This window comes from Moorena sp. SIO3A2, from assembly GCF_010672265.1.
Taxonomy (GTDB): Bacteria; Cyanobacteriota; Cyanobacteriia; order Cyanobacteriales; family Coleofasciculaceae; genus Moorena; species Moorena producens.
On the sequence record NZ_JAAHHC010000007.1, the window covers coordinates 348,885 to 363,741 of the forward strand.

Annotated in this window: 12 protein-coding genes; 6 read left to right on the plus strand and 6 right to left on the minus strand. The window is 42.5% G+C overall.

Translation table 11 applies throughout. The annotated features are described in order from the left end of the window. Positions 1 to 1,059, minus strand: coding sequence for a polysaccharide pyruvyl transferase family protein (locus F6K64_RS11100; protein ID WP_287265424.1), 1,059 nt, complete (start codon positions 1,057 to 1,059; stop codon positions 1 to 3). A 534-nt stretch (positions 1,060 to 1,593) separates the two neighbouring features. On the opposite strand from F6K64_RS11100, the gene F6K64_RS11105 reads away from it, so the two are divergent. Further along, entirely contained in the window at positions 1,594 to 2,097 is a 504-nt protein-coding gene (locus F6K64_RS11105) for an HAD-IIIA family hydrolase (protein WP_287265426.1), read from the plus strand. A 73-nt stretch (positions 2,098 to 2,170) separates the two neighbouring features. Here the strand turns inward: F6K64_RS11105 and F6K64_RS11110 are convergent, their stop codons facing one another. Together F6K64_RS11110 and F6K64_RS11115 are read right to left on the minus strand one after the other, a co-directional pair. Then, positions 2,171 to 2,596, minus strand: a complete 426-nt coding sequence (locus F6K64_RS11110; RefSeq protein WP_287265474.1) for a PIN domain-containing protein — start codon at positions 2,594 to 2,596, stop codon at positions 2,171 to 2,173. A gap of 56 nt (positions 2,597 to 2,652) precedes the next feature. After that, on the minus strand, positions 2,653 to 2,898 hold the full coding sequence (locus tag F6K64_RS11115) for a UPF0175 family protein (protein WP_287265428.1): 246 nt from the start codon (positions 2,896 to 2,898) through the stop codon (positions 2,653 to 2,655). Between the two features lie 265 nt (positions 2,899 to 3,163). Between F6K64_RS11115 and F6K64_RS11120 the strand changes: the two genes are divergently transcribed. Continuing rightward, the gene (locus F6K64_RS11120; protein ID WP_287265429.1) at positions 3,164 to 4,354 is read left to right on the plus strand and encodes a succinylglutamate desuccinylase/aspartoacylase family protein; all 1,191 of its coding nucleotides are present in this window, start codon (positions 3,164 to 3,166) and stop codon (positions 4,352 to 4,354) included. A gap of 271 nt (positions 4,355 to 4,625) precedes the next feature. Here F6K64_RS11120 and F6K64_RS11125 read toward each other — a convergent pair whose 3' ends face one another. Continuing rightward, entirely contained in the window at positions 4,626 to 6,230 is a 1,605-nt protein-coding gene (locus tag F6K64_RS11125) for a helicase C-terminal domain-containing protein (RefSeq protein WP_009148984.1), read from the minus strand. Positions 6,231 to 6,710: 480 nt separating this feature from the next. Here F6K64_RS11125 and aroF point away from each other — a divergent pair, with 480 nt between their 5' ends. Continuing rightward, on the plus strand, positions 6,711 to 7,664 hold the full coding sequence (aroF, locus tag F6K64_RS11130) for a 3-deoxy-7-phosphoheptulonate synthase (RefSeq protein WP_071986924.1): 954 nt from the start codon (positions 6,711 to 6,713) through the stop codon (positions 7,662 to 7,664). 192 nt (positions 7,665 to 7,856) lie between these two features. On the opposite strand, the gene F6K64_RS11135 is transcribed toward aroF, so the two are convergent. Next, complete coding sequence (locus tag F6K64_RS11135) at positions 7,857 to 9,887, minus strand: ABC transporter ATP-binding protein (RefSeq protein ID WP_287265431.1); 2,031 nt, start codon at positions 9,885 to 9,887, stop codon at positions 7,857 to 7,859. Positions 9,888 to 9,994: 107 nt separating this feature from the next. Beyond that, complete coding sequence (locus F6K64_RS11140) at positions 9,995 to 10,255, minus strand: hypothetical protein (RefSeq protein ID WP_071105323.1); 261 nt, start codon at positions 10,253 to 10,255, stop codon at positions 9,995 to 9,997. A gap of 222 nt (positions 10,256 to 10,477) precedes the next feature. Between F6K64_RS11140 and F6K64_RS11145 the strand changes: the two genes are divergently transcribed. The 3 genes from F6K64_RS11145 (at position 10,478) to F6K64_RS11155 (ending at position 14,755) form a co-directional block, all read left to right on the plus strand. Continuing rightward, complete coding sequence (locus tag F6K64_RS11145; RefSeq protein WP_287265433.1) at positions 10,478 to 11,917, plus strand: NupC/NupG family nucleoside CNT transporter; 1,440 nt, start codon at positions 10,478 to 10,480, stop codon at positions 11,915 to 11,917. 174 nt (positions 11,918 to 12,091) lie between these two features. After that, entirely contained in the window at positions 12,092 to 12,718 is a 627-nt protein-coding gene (locus tag F6K64_RS11150) for a hypothetical protein (RefSeq protein ID WP_287265434.1), read from the plus strand. Positions 12,719 to 13,579: 861 nt separating this feature from the next. Further along, the gene (locus F6K64_RS11155) at positions 13,580 to 14,755 is read left to right on the plus strand and encodes a glycosyltransferase (protein WP_009148973.1); all 1,176 of its coding nucleotides are present in this window, start codon (positions 13,580 to 13,582) and stop codon (positions 14,753 to 14,755) included. The last annotated feature ends 102 nt before the right edge of the window (positions 14,756 to 14,857 follow it).

The following is a 14,857-nucleotide window of genomic DNA, read 5'->3' on the forward strand; positions in this document are numbered from 1 at the left end:
TTATCTATTGGCAAAAACTTTCTCAAGACATTCTTTCGCCGTTTTTGATTCTTGGCAGATAAACTCTTCTGGTCGTTTGTAATTTTTTAAAACTGTTTCTATCCGCTCTAGAGACAAGGGTTCCATAAAATTTACCACTCTTGCTGTCGGTAGCATTTCTGACTTATCAATGTAATGCTTAATTTTTGATTCGGAATTAACAATTCCAATATTGGCAATCCCAAGGAGATCGGCTAGTATAATTGAGTGCAGGCGATTACCTATGTGAAAATCCATGTGCCTCAGGATTGCTAGAAACTCTTCCGGATTTTTCCATGAGTTGATTTGGCAATTAGAAGCAGGTAAATATTTCTTCAGTCGTTCGTGGAAGCGATTATCATTTCTTTCATTTCCTAAATGTCCTGGTAGCAAATGAATCATACAATTATACTTCTCAATGAGTGGCATTAACTGTTTGGCATAAAACTCAGCCCTGCCTTCACCCCACCAAAATTTTCCAGAGAAGGATATGTTGGAAATATCACTAGCTTGCTGGGCTGGTTTGACAAACTTTTCATAAATAGTCAAATCTAAGAAAGCCAAATCACCTCCTAAGTCAGGTGATTTAGCAAGTTGAAGCTGTTGCAATGCCATTTCATAGGAATGGTTATCTCTAAGGTATAGCAGATCGGCTTTTTCAAAGATATCAGCTATCTTTTTTTTCTTCTCAGATTTCACGCTTTCTAATCCAACACCGAGGAAGCAGAAACGCTTACCCATTAATTTTGACAAGGCTTGCATCCTTGATAAATTCCTTGGCCTGTCTTGTAGGTTTAAGGTTCCCCCACCCCAGGCTATGCAGTCACTTTTAAAGAGTAATAAAGTTCTTTTTAGTTTTGATAGTTGTGCATTCCTAAAGAACACAACTTTGTGACTCAAACCTTGGTAATAATTAGTTTGGCAACAGATAAATATTTTTTTGACATTTTTTTTTCTAGCAAAATAATCAGTTAACTGCTTCACAAATAAATCGTCGCCAATATTACCATAGCCGTAATAACCAATCAGGAAAATATTCACACTCTGTCCTTAAGATTCTCTCAATTTTATAGTCATTAATTAACAAGCAAAATGGCCTAAAAAACAAGTGAATTCAGCCAATTAGTTAGACAATAAGGGAGCATCTTAATCAGCGAGTACCATCAAGGTAAACATCCAAGCCAAATGTCGTAAGCATGGACGTAAGTACTCAGGATTTAATGAACTAGTTGAATTGGATGGCTGAATTTTATTTTAAAAGCAATTATAGATATAACTTCAGTAAAATTTTCACAATTCCGCAAAACTTGATGAAAACATTAACTAAACCAGTAACTAGATGAAGCTTTGATGAAAAAGACTTGAATAAAATGCCATTAACACCAAGTTAGAACCAACTGCTTGCTTGGCCTGGGAGTGGATCGACCTTGATGACACTAAACAGCTCATGGATTCGGTGAGCAAGGATGAATCCATGGCTACTGACGATCTAGCGTCTTATGATCTTAATAAGTTACATTTCCATCATCGGCTAATAACTCTATTCCGTTATTAGTGTACCACCCAGCAAGCTTCATGAATTCAAAACTTGAGCTATTTGTAGATTGCGACTGGACCATTCGCCAGCCTAGTGGTCAAGGTAGATTTATTGACTACCCTGACCAGCAAAAAGTTATTGAAGGAGCTGATAAAGCTCTGCAATGTTTTAAAAATAAGGGTTATATCATTCTTGGGGTGACCAATCAGGCTGGAGTTGCAGCCCGACATAAAACCCTGAAGAATTGTATTAAAGAGCAACAGAAAACTATTAAGTTACTTCCCCAGCTCAAAGGAATTATTTTTTGTCCTGACTATGGGGCAACCTGTTATTATTGCGAGCGACACTACTGTTCTGAAGTAACCAGTAAAGCATACGCTGGAGAATACCGAAAACCAAAGCCGGGAATGATTTTGCAGTTTAAAACGAACGGCTCTTCAGCTTTGATGGTTGGCGATCGCAACGAAGATGCTGAGGCAGCCGTTGCAGCTGGAATTCCGTTTATGTGGACTTCGGATTGGCTAGCCAAATATGGAAGCTGACAAAACTCTGTTCAGGAACTCAGCATAGGGAAAGCTTCCGCTAAAAGCGATCGCATCTGTTTCGAGTTGTCAGTTACTCTCCTGCCACTTCTAGAATATCCGTGTAGAGGCGAGGGCTGATTCGGAAACCAGCGATCACGATCAGATCGTCAATAATGGGCTTAACATCGGTGATAAAATTACTATTTTTTGCTTCCAAAAGAACGCCGATAATGCCAATATACTTGAGGCCCATACTGGCTGCTATTTTTCTCCCTCTACGTTCATCTATTATTAGGCGATCTGCATGTAATTCTATCGCTAGCGCAATCGCTTCGGCTTCACCAGGATCCACTTTTTGCCGCAGTGCCTGTACCAAAGCTTGGTTTCTTACCTGCCGCGTTTCTATCCACCCGGATGTCTGGACTTCTGTAGCTCCCGGCACTGCTGGGCCTGCACCAGTCAATTCAAGGGTTACAGCTTGGGGGATTACTATGTGCCGGTACAGTTGTTGCAGAATTTATAACTGTCTTACACCAGCCAGACTGGTAATGGGAGAGGTATTGCTGACAATCTTCACAGGCTCTTTAATTCTTCGAGAGTCTGCAGGTCTTCTCGAAAATCCTCTACATCATAATGCCGACAAATATTGCGACTGGCAAGGAGTTGTTGAAAATTAATTTGATTCATGCCAGCAAGACGACTAGCATTGCCGAGGGTAAGTTTTTCCTTTTGATACAGCATCACGGCTATCTCCAGCTCTAGCTCGGCTTCTGTCATGCCTGTGGATTGGAAGATATCGTTGGGAATCGTAACGCTCATCGTGCCTCCTCCTAACTTTTGCCTCAATGGTAACACCTACCGATTGACTAGATGGATACCAGGGTATGGTACAAAATCTTTAACCCCATTAAAACCATAGGGGTTAAGCTCAACTATACCGTTGATCATACGTATTGATCATACTTATGAGGTAAAGTCAATTTTATTCCCCCTATTCCCTATTCCCTACTCCCTACTCCCTACTCCCTACTCCCTACTCCCTAAAAACTAGGACGTTTTACCTAACCCAATTTAAAACTGCTAGATGAATCCAACTATTTCTACTATTCCAATTCAGCAACTAACCTCAGGCGATCGCATTTCGCTCCAAGTCTATAAATTCGTTGGCTCCCAACCAGGAAAGAAGGCATATTTACAAGGCAATCTCCATGGTTGTGAAATTGTTGGTAATGCGGTCATTCACCAGTTGATTGACTTTTTGAGCACTCTGGATGACACTCAGCTGACTGGGGAAATCTGGCTGGTTCCTGTTTGTAATCCAGCTAGCACTAATCAGCGTAGTCATTTCTTTGCCACAGGAGGATTCAATCCTTACGATGGTCAAGACTGGAATCGGATCTTTTGGGACTATGAAAAAGAGTGTGATGATTTAGAGGATTTCGCCCAATCTCAACTTAATTTGAACCCTGATGAAATCAGAAATAACTATTTAGCACGGATCCAGTCTAGCTTGAAACAACACTTAGAAGACTGCTACTCTCCGAGGGGATTACCGTTTCGTCACATTTATCGCTATCAACTGCAATCTTTATGTGTAGATGCTAACTATGTGATTGATATCCATAGTTCTACTAATCAAGGACTTGATTTCTTGTATGGCTTCTACTCTCGGGAAAAAAGCGCCAAAGACTTTCTTCTCGATTATGGAATTGTGATGCATGAGGATGAGTATGATGGGGATGCTTTCGATGAAGCATTTATTAAGCCTTGGCAAGGGTTAGAGAAAGCCTTGGCTAAGTTAGGCAGAACCCTTCAGTTTGATATTGAATCATGGACCCTAGAATTGGGTTCTGGGATGCAAATGAATCCAGAGTCGGTGAAAAGGGGAGTATACGGTATCAAAAACTATTTGTCGAAAAAAGGAATGTTACAGTTGCCGGATTTTCCGATAACTGATCCAGACTCCTACCAAATGAAATTAGCATCTAAAGATAACATCGAGAGATACTATGCTCCGGCTGGAGGAATGATTCAATCGAGAGTTGAGTTAGGGAGTGTTGTCAAAGTAGGAGATAGACTTTATCAGCTACTGAGCTTTAATAAAGAAGGAAATCTACCGAATGTAATTGATATCAAGGCTGAGACAGATGGTTTAGTGTTTGATGTTTCAACAAATTATAGTGCAAATCAAGGGGAATATGTGCTATCAATACGGCAATTTGATAGTAAGCATTCAGCCGTCAGCCGTCAGCCATCAGGCTTGGCCTATGGCTGAGAGCTGATAGCTGAGAGCTGATAGCTGAATGTTGACATTTGATAATTCTGTAGGGGTGGGAAACAGTTAATTCAAACTTGGATTGTAATTAGGACTTGGGTTACTCAACATTTTGGCTTTAATTTTACTAACCTAAACTGTTGTGAATTTAAACTGTATAAGCCCGTGAAATCAACTAAAAAATATATATTCCAGTCCCCTTTATCATGCAGGCCTTTTGCCTTTTGCCTTGCTAAAACGCATTTTAAATTCGTTTTAGCTTACTGACTTTCTAAAGCCAAGTATCTTGTCCTTCTGGGGAATCTGAATTAAACCAACTAGCATCTAAATAATTAATTCGAGCAAAAGGACTCAAGGCTGATAACACATGGCGTCCATAACTGCGGCGGTTTACACGATTATCCAAGATGGCAACACAGCCTTGAGTAGCTCTAACTGGTGCCACTGCTCGTTGTAATTCTCTCAATGCTGTTGGTAACAAATACAAACGAAACCAATCCTGACGTTGCTGCTTGTAGTAAGCGACTCGACCAGCAACTAATGGATTTTCCAAAGAGGGAATTGGTAAGGTAGCAATCATCAACAGTTGGGGAGAAGGGATTTGAGCTTGATACCTATGCCAAAATTCCCAGCCACAAATCAAAATACTTCTGTGACTGAGACTGGTGGTTTCTACCTGCACTCGGGAACCACATTCTGCTGCTAAGACTGCCCCTAGCTGGGCTTTGAGGGGGACATCTCCGACTAAAATAACTACTGGTCTGGTGATGTCAGTACTTAGGTTTAGTAGGGTGCGAATTTCTTGAGTCAGAGCGTTTTGAAATCGCTCTGTATTGGGCATGGGTAGACGATCGGGCAAATACAGTTGAATCTGTCGGTGAGGGGAAAACTTCAAACAGGTTAACTCGCCTAATCCGATCTGCTGACGGTACACAGAGGCAGTTTTCTCTAAATCTAGAGCCCCACCGATTAGCACTACTGGCTGTCTCGACCAAATGGGATTTAAGGCTGTAGCCACTTCTACTGGTGCGCTATATAAGGAAAACTGACCTTGCGATCGCGCAACGGTTGCCCACATTAGCTGACCTGACTGCTGCCAGAAGTGGCAAAACTTTTCCCAGGGTTTTAGCCGATACAGAGATTGTGCTTCAGTGCTGAGGGAACTTAGTCGATCAAATAGCTGTTCCAAGCCATCTTGCTGATCTGCTTCAATCAGGTAGCACTCATAGGGGTTAGCAGGGCGCTGAAATAAGGCTTTGGTTAGCTTTACCCGCACATCCCGAATCAAATCAGCCTGTTGTGGATGGGCTTGCATCAGTGCGTCCCAGTCTTGGGGCTGGATGCAGCCTTTAAGTTGGTTACTGGTCCAAGATTCTAGGTCATCCACACCATCAATCACAGTAGGGATGTGATTAGGAAACCAGCCCTTGTGCTTCAAGCGGTCTGTTAGCCACGATTCTGGTGAAGTAATCAACAGTCCTTGGAAGGGTTGATCGGGAAACCTATCACTGGTATGAATTACCTTATCGCTACCAAACCACTGTTGTAAAAGGGGAATTTCCTTTTGCAGCAACCATTCTTGTATCCATAAGGGTGCTACTACGATCACAGGTCCAGACCAAACCAGGGCTGGTGCCAGGTAACTCAGGCGATAGGAAGACTGTAGAGAGGTTTCCTGCAAGGGTTCTAAACCGGTCTGAATCAAAGCAGAACGCCCTAACCGCAAGGCTCGTGCCACTAGCCTCGCCATAGTCAATTGGTGAGGCCAATTGGGTTGACCCTGCGATCGCAAAAAATCCCGTAACGAGGAATGAACTTTGACTTCAATCAAACTAGCATTCAACGGCTTTGCCTCGTTAAACTGAGCAATGAGCACTAATACTGTGATCTTAAATCATGTGTTGGGCAAAAATCGTGAAAGACTAGACGACTATAAATGGGATTAGGCTGCATCGAAGCCAGGGGTAGTAGCTCAGAATTTTCCTGATTTCCCAGTAACTATTGACATGAGGCGATTACCCTTGCTAGGGTAGTACCAGTAAAAAGAAATTGCCAAACTTTTATAGCTAACGCCCCAAAAAGACATGTTCAGCCCCAGCTATTACTTTTATTTTTGGTTTAGGAAGGTTCACCGGAGGTGAGGATAGTTCCATATGGAACCCCCCGGTGGACCGCAGCAATATAATCTGCGGTCCTTTGTTTTTTTAGGTAAAGCAGCGACAAGAGCAAGACATGACCACCTACCTTTACAACATTTACGGCTTTTACTTTTTTTGGCCCAGAAATCGTTCCGGGTAGTTAGGTCGTGCCAACCTTTCACAGCAACCCGGTTCCTTGAAGGTTCCGGGTTTTTTTTATGTCCATATCTGTAACTAAATCTGTAACTAAGGAGTCCATAACCATGTTGAACGCTAAATTAGCATTAGCTACTAACCCCAATCACCAAACCATCGTTAGACTCTCAGAACAAGTTGTCTTCGGTGGTTCAGAACTGGTGATTATTGGTGGTCCATGTACCGTAGAAAGTCACGCCCAGATGGAAACAGTGGCTACTAAACTTAAAGCTGCCCCGGTACAAGCATTGCGGGGAGGTGCCTTCAAACCGCGCACCTCCCCGTACTCTTTCCAAGGGCTAGGACTAGCAGGACTAGAAATTTTGTCTGATATCGGCAGGCGTCACCAAATCCCAGTAGTGACGGAGGTGATGTCGATTGGGCAAATTGAATCTATTGCTAACCACGCTGATCTGCTTCAGGTAGGTAGTCGCAATATGCAAAACTTTGACTTACTCAAAGCCTTGGGTAAGCAAGACTTGCCGATACTGCTAAAGCGGGGACTAGCTGCTACTGTTGAGGAATTCGTCATGGCAGCGGAATATATCCTCAGTCACGGTAACTCTCAGGTGGTGTTGTGTGAACGAGGTATTCGCAGTTTCGATAACTATACCCGCAATATCTTAGATTTAGGAGCAGTAGTAGCACTCAAGCAGTTGACTCACTTGCCAGTGATTGTAGACCCTTCCCATGCTGTGGGTAAGCGGGAATTAGTGGCACCTCTGGCAAAAGCTGCAGTGGCCGCTGGTGCAGATGGACTGATTATTGAATGTCATCCGGAACCAGAAAAATCTGTTTCTGATGCTAGACAGGCGCTTTCTATCGAAGCAATGGTGGATTTGGTTCATAGCTTAAAGCCGGTGGCAGCAGCAGTGGGACGACAGATTGTAGAACCTGTCACTCTTCCGGAGTTAGCGATTGACCTTGGCCAAAAGGCCACGCTACGCGAACGGTCACGCTACGCGAACGCATCTTAAGCAGAAACGAGAATTTTTATATATAGTGCTACTTGAGGTGGAATAGGGAACTTCGGACAAGGCAACAAGGAATGATTGAGCGTGGTCTTATAGCGCTCCATCGCTCTTTCCTACTGTTACCTGTTCCCTATTCCCTGTTCCCTATTCCCATCAATCCTAGTTTCACATTAAATGAAAATGCTAGATTAGCCATCAATCTCCTAGCATCTGCAATTTATATAAACTAGCGTATAATCCGTTTTGCTCTAACAATTCCTCATGGCTTCCCGACTCTACTAACTCTCCTCGCTTGAGTACCAGAATCCGGTCTACATTACGAATAGTGGACAGCCGGTGGGCAATAATAATTGCAGTCCGCTGTTCTAACAGCCGTTCCAACGCTTCTTGAATCAGAGCCTCGGTAGCCACATCTAAACTAGCTGTTGCCTCATCCAGCACCAAGATTTGGGGGTTACGAATTGCAGCACGAGCAAAGGCTAACAATTGTTTTTGGCCAGCAGACAGATTAGTTCCTCGCTCTCGCAGCTGGGTATCGTAGCTTTGGGGCAGTTTTTCGATAAAGCTAGCCACATTCGTCACCTCCGCTGAGGTTTTAATTGCCTCAATGGAGTAGGTTTCTCCTAAGGAAATATTACTCTTAACATCACCAGCAAAAAGAAATCCCTCCTGAAGGATGACCCCGATGTGGCGTCGTAGTTCTGCCTGGGGTAAATCCCGAATATCAATCCCATCTACGAGAATTCTCCCTTGGCTTGGTTCATAGAGGCGGCAGAGCAACCGAATAATGGAACTTTTACCCGCACCGGTCGGACCAACTAAAGCAACTTTTTCCCCTGGATGAATGGTAAAGTGCAAGTCTTTGAGAACATATTCATCTTCTTTGTAAGCAAACCAAACGTGTTCAAAGCAAATCTCTCCGTTTAGGGTTGTTCCCGTAGCGTGACCGTTGGTCAAAGGTTGTTCCCGTAGCGTGGCCTTTTGGCCAAGGTTAGACGGTTGTTCGGTATAACCATTGCCCAAGGATAAGTTAGAAGAGTGATGGGCTAGATCACCATTCAAGCTGCTTGGAGGCTTTATCGGTAAATCCCCAGATTGTTTCCGGTCTTGTTTCCCTCCCTCAAACTCTGGAGAACTTGCCACCTGCAACCGTCTGACCTGCAACCCTTCGGGGTCACGAATTTCAATGGTTTCATTCATAATGTCACTGATGCGCTCAATTGCAGTGAAACCAGCTTGGAGCATAGTGAATTTTTCTGAAAACCGACGCAAGGGGTCAAATAGCCGCTGAGCATAGAGGATAAAGGCAGACAAATCACCAAAACTCAGGTGATCTTTGAGGATAAAATGACCACCGCTCCACAACACTGCTGCGATCGCTACCAGGGAAATCCACTCTAGGGTTGCTGAAATCGCTGAATCGTGAAAGATGGTTTTGTCTACTTCAGTGACGTATTTTTGGTTAACCGTGCGAAACATCTCGGCATTGTATTGTTCACGGCGAAACAGTTGCACAATATTAATGCCAGAGATGTTTTCTTGCAGCATAGCGTTTAGGGAGGAAAGTTCTTCCCTAGATTTGTAGTTAGCTTTGCGATATTGTTTCTGGAAGTAAATAATGATAGTAGTCACTGGCAGGAGCATTAGCACTAAGATCGATGCCAGTTGCCATTGCACCAAAAACATGGTACTAGCAATGACTATCATGGATAGTAAATCACCCACGATGCCAATGGCACCGGTGGAAAAGACATCGCCTAGGGCTTCCACATCGCTAGTGAGCCTGGTAATCAATTTCCCTACTGGTGTGCGGTCAAAAAATCGCACCGCTAGGGAGGTGACGTGCTCAAATAGGTCTTCCCGGATAGCAGCAGTGATTCGTTGACCTATCTTCACCACCACGAATCCCTGAATCCCAACGAACACTAACCGGATTAGTATGGTTAATAGTAGTATAGAGATCAGAATATTGATGCTCTGTGAGAGAGAGCGCTCTAATAGGAAAGACCAAGTTCGATCTTCTTGACGAATTAAAGAGATTACCTGCCCAACAATTAAGGGTTGAATGGCACTTGCTACGGACAGGGGTATCAATAAAGTAATTGCAATAAATAGCGGGCCTTTGCTGCGACGGGCGTAGGGGACTAGGCGTAGGAAAAGTCTCCAGTCGTTCTCTTGCGTTCGCATTTTTGGAGCTGCCTGTTTACCTGGTGATCTGCTGGTCATCTAACACTAAGGGTGTTAATTTGGTGAACAATATGGTAGCGCAAATAAAATTGAGAGTGCTTTTACTTAACCACGAAGACGCAAAGAACGGGAAGGACGATCGGGGGTTAAACGATAGGAGGATTCTCTCGATTGCTCAATTCTGAGGGTGGGCGATCGCTACTCCAAGCCCACCATACATAGCCACACTGACATTGATAAAACTCTTGCCACTTCCGGCGGTGGTCTTCACCCATCACTGGTGAGGACCGATTAATCCAAACCTTCTCAGCTTCTAGAACAGATGCTCGACAACTAGGACAGCAGAATTCCAAGGCATGGGTGGCTGATTTGGTCCACTGAGGCGGTAAGGGGGCAAAAGCATCCATATATATAGCAATCCTCTCGGGGTCTCGGGGGGTAATAGTTAGCAATAGTTACGTTAATTTGGGATTCTTGATTTCCCTGAGACTATTTTAGGGGTTGTACCATCTATAAATTCCCCTGAATCGGATATTGTTTTAGTTAGCTTGAGGCAGTACCTCTGCCATAGGATCTGGTCGTGCTAGTTCATGGCTGACGATATTGCCTAATTGAAAACACAAGGGCCCATGTCTCATCCGTTATATCTCAATCTTATTTCCTTCTGTGGTATTTTTGCCCTATGTTTCATTGCTTGGCTCAGTTCTGAGCATCGCCGCCTAATTCCTTGGAAAGTGATCATTTTCGGCATTGGTTTACAACTGGTGATGGGACTGTTAATATTCCTGTTTGCCCCCACCCGCCAATTCATCCTCGGCTTGAATGACGCTCTCAATGCTATCTTGGATGCTTCAGAAGCAGGAGCTAGGTTTATGCTCGGTGGTGGTAATTCTGCCTTTGTTCCTGATCCAGAATTGATGGTTGGTCCTGGTCCAGCGGGACGCTGGATTTACCGAGCAGTGGGAACTCCTTACGTTTCTGTCCCAGGGGATCGCCTCACTCCAGATAATCTGAGTTTCGGCTTTATTTTTGCATTCCGCTCCCTACCCCAGGTGGTTTTCTTTTCCGCCTTAATTGCTCTGTTGTATCGACTGCATCTGATCCAGCCAGTGGTTCAGGTCTTTGCCAAACTATTCCGGGCAACTATGAGTATTAGTGGTGCTGAATCCCTATCAGGAGCAGCAAATATTTTTGTAGGGATTGAATCAGCGATCGCAGTCAAGCCATTCTTAGCCGATATGACCCGCAGCGAACTGTGTGCTATTCTTACATGCTGCTTTGGTTCGATTGCTTCAACAGTATTAGCTCTCTATACCAGTTTCTTGCGACCCACTTTCCCCACAATTACTGGTCACTTGATGTCCGCTTCTGTGCTAACTATCCCCGCCTGCTTCGTGATGGCGAAACTGATTGTGCCAGAAACCGATGTGCCGAAAACCTTAGGGAAGGTACCAACAGAGGAAGAAGACCCGAATCAGAAAAAACCTAGCCTCATCGATAGTTTAATTGTGGGAGCATCGGATGGAGTGAGGATGGCTGTGGGAATTGCCGCTGTAGTCATTGCAATCCTAGGCTTAGTCGCACTCGTCAATACTTTTTTTGCATATTTGGCTAATTTGACTGCTAGTGACAATCCCCTACTACAGCTAATCGGTAATATCTTTAGTGTGATTACCTTGGATAATATCTTTGGGGTACTATTTTTGCCCTTGACCTTTCTCACTGGTATTTCCCTAAATTGGCAAGAACTGTGGCAAGCCTCTGTCTTAATCGGTCAACGGTTATTACAAACCGAAATTCCTTCCTATCTTAAGTTAGCCCAGCTATCAGCCCAGGGATTAATTAGCGATCGCGCTATTTTGATTATCAGCTATGTCCTCTGTGGCTTTGCTCATATTGCCTCCTTTGGCATTTTTGTTGGTGGTTTAGCAAGTCTGGTTCCCGAACGTCGTGCTGACATTAGCGCCATTGGCTGGAAAGCTCTCTGGGCAGCAACTTTAGCTACATACATGACTGGCTGTATTGCTGGTGTGTTTGATTTCGGCAACCCAGCAATTTTGGGAAAATAGTCTCAAGTCAGCAAATGTGAAGTCTAAATTCTAAATTCTAAATTCTAAATTCTAAATTCTAAATTCTAAATTCTAAATTCTAAATTCTAAATTCTAAATTCTAAATTCTAAATTCTAAATTCTGAAATGGTAAAAATTGTAATTGATATTTCATAATTCCTCCTGCATAATTCCATGAAACGTAACCAAGTATGGCTGATTGGTCTAACTCTGCTAACTACCCTATTACTGATAATTGGGGGGCGCACCCCTTGGTTTAAACCTGAGGAATTGACTATACCAATACAATCATTACCAGCTCAAGCTCAATTGTCTGCCCTAGCAGCGTTTCCCACTACTGCTGATACCTCAGCCCATACTTTAAGACTTAATCAAGAACCTTATAAAGATCTCACAAAGCGCTTTCAGGTGGGTATACTGGAAGGGTATAAGGTTAGTACCATGGGTGGTTTCCCATTAATTGAAGCACCCGATGGTAACTTAGCCTACACGGTGCTTGTAGAACAAAGAGCGACAGATCGTCCATTAAGCAACCCTTCCCTAGCACAGATTGCTATTGAACAGTTTAGGCGGGGTGAAGGATTTCAAACTGGTAATTTTCAGCCAGTACCAGGAGGGGTGTCTCTTCCTTGGAGAGGTAGCTTAACCCTAGGTGGTCAGACTCAGCCAGTCAGTGGAGTGATCTTAGCGCGTCAGCTGGGTAAAAATGTGGTGGTGATGTTAATTTGCGCCACAGAATCAGCTCAGGGAGACGTTAAAGATGCCATTGCACTTTTGGCTAATACTCTCAAACCTCTTTAAGGTCAATGGCATGCTCCTTACGCTTCAGGGAAGCTGGTAATTGTCCATCGTCTATGGTGCATTAATTTTTATCCACCAAAGCTGCCTTTACTTACCAAATCTAGGCAGTTTTCTGTGCTGCTCACTTCTAGTAACATCGGATTAATTACCTCCTTGGAGGGTGGTTATTACTTGACTATTTAGTAGTTAGTAAAAAAAATAAACTAACCACTAATTAATAACCACCCTTAACAAAATTTTCTCTATAGACCAGGGCACTCAGTTTGACTTTATTGGTTTTTAAAAATAGGCTCAATAATCCGGATTTATTTGATTGAGCTTGTATTGATAATTAAGCTTTCACGCATGTAAATTATGAATCGGTGCTGATTGGGAGATTGGGAGATTGGAAGATTGGGAGATTGGGAGATGGATTGAAGCCTTTTGCACAACTGGATCGATCTTAAAATTTATAGCAACCGAATTATAGTTTAGGACAGAGTATTTTGGTTTAAAGGGAGCAGGGAGCATAAATATGTCTTAAGCTTTACTTCGACTGCTATAAATGCCTATTAGCTTACACCTGATGCTCTATAGCTTTTTTTTATCTATTTTTTAAATTAAATGGATAGGAAAAATTAGCGTTACCTAGTCTTGATATTATTTACTTAATCTTTAAGGATTTCGATAATAAATCAATGGTAGTGTATGCTAATTTTTTAAAAATCACACATTTATACTAAAAATCACTATCATGACAATTAATCAAATGGAATAGTCTATATTAAGGGTATAGTTTTATTTATTAAAAAAAATAACGGTAATTTATAAAAAAATTAATGTTTTTTAGGAAAATTGAGTTAGAATAACGTAATTAATTTCATGCGTTTATTGATTATTCAGTATGCTGGAGATTACCGTGAAGCCTTTGAACGCTTAGCTAACGGTGGACCTGAGACATACTATGCTCAGAAATATTCTGTAGATGCGGTAGCTGAAATTGGCAAACAAATTGGGGAAGTTGCAACTCTCTGTTGTATGACCGAAAAACCCTACAATCAGCTACTGGAAAAAGGAGTTCGTGCCATTGGTGCAGGGTTTAATGGAGAGATTAAGGTTAAAAATTTAATCAAATTGATTGAAGATTACCATCCCACTCATTTAGTTGTTCGCACACCAATTCGGGAAGTTTTTCGTTGGGCAATTCAGAATAATGTTCCAACCCTAGCCCTATTTGCTGAATCTATTCCAACCAGAAAGGTGCGTAACAAGTTTCGTAATTATTTACTAAGCCAATTATTAAATAATGATCGAATCCAATGGATTGGTAGTTATGGGATTGATTCCTCCCGAGTACTCCAGGACATAGGAGTCCAATCTGACAAGATAATTCCTTGGACTTTTATTGTTACTGAAACCCCAGAATCCTTGTCACCAAAAACTCTCCCAGCACAGGCCAAGTCTTGGCAACTGTTTTACATTGGGTCAATGATTGAAGCTAAAGGGGTTGGGGATATATTAGAATCTATCGCTAAATTAAAAGCTAATAAGTTTCCAATAAAATTGAAGATAGCTGGTAACGATAAAACAGGTTTCTTTGTCAATAAAGCTAAGCAGCTACAAATCGAAGACTGTGTAGAGTTTCTGGGAATAGTACCAAATAATACCGTAGTTCCTCTGATGAGAGAATCTGATCTTGTATTAGTTCCTAGTCGCCACGAATTTCCAGAGGGTTTCCCACTAGCAATTACTCATGCCCTTTGCGCTCGAACTCCAATCATTGCTTCAGATCACCCAATGTTTATTAATAAACTAAAAGATGGCATCAGTGCGAAAATTTTTCCTGCTGGCAACTCTGTTGCTTTAGCAGAATCTATTCAAAAGCTGCTTTCCGATTCAGATCTTTACCATAATCTGTCTATAGCCTCTTACGAAACCTGGAAGAGTTTGCAGCTTCCAGTAAAATTTGCTGACCTAATTAAGCGATGGCTACATGACTCACCAGAAAATGAACAGTGGTTAATTCAGCATCGGTTAAGTTCAGGGCGCTACAACTAAACATCTCCCTAATAAAAATTTACTAATTATTAGGATTACTAGCAATAACCAGCCAGAGCAAGAAGTCAGAATCTATAGGATTTCAGGTGCATTGTAAAAATT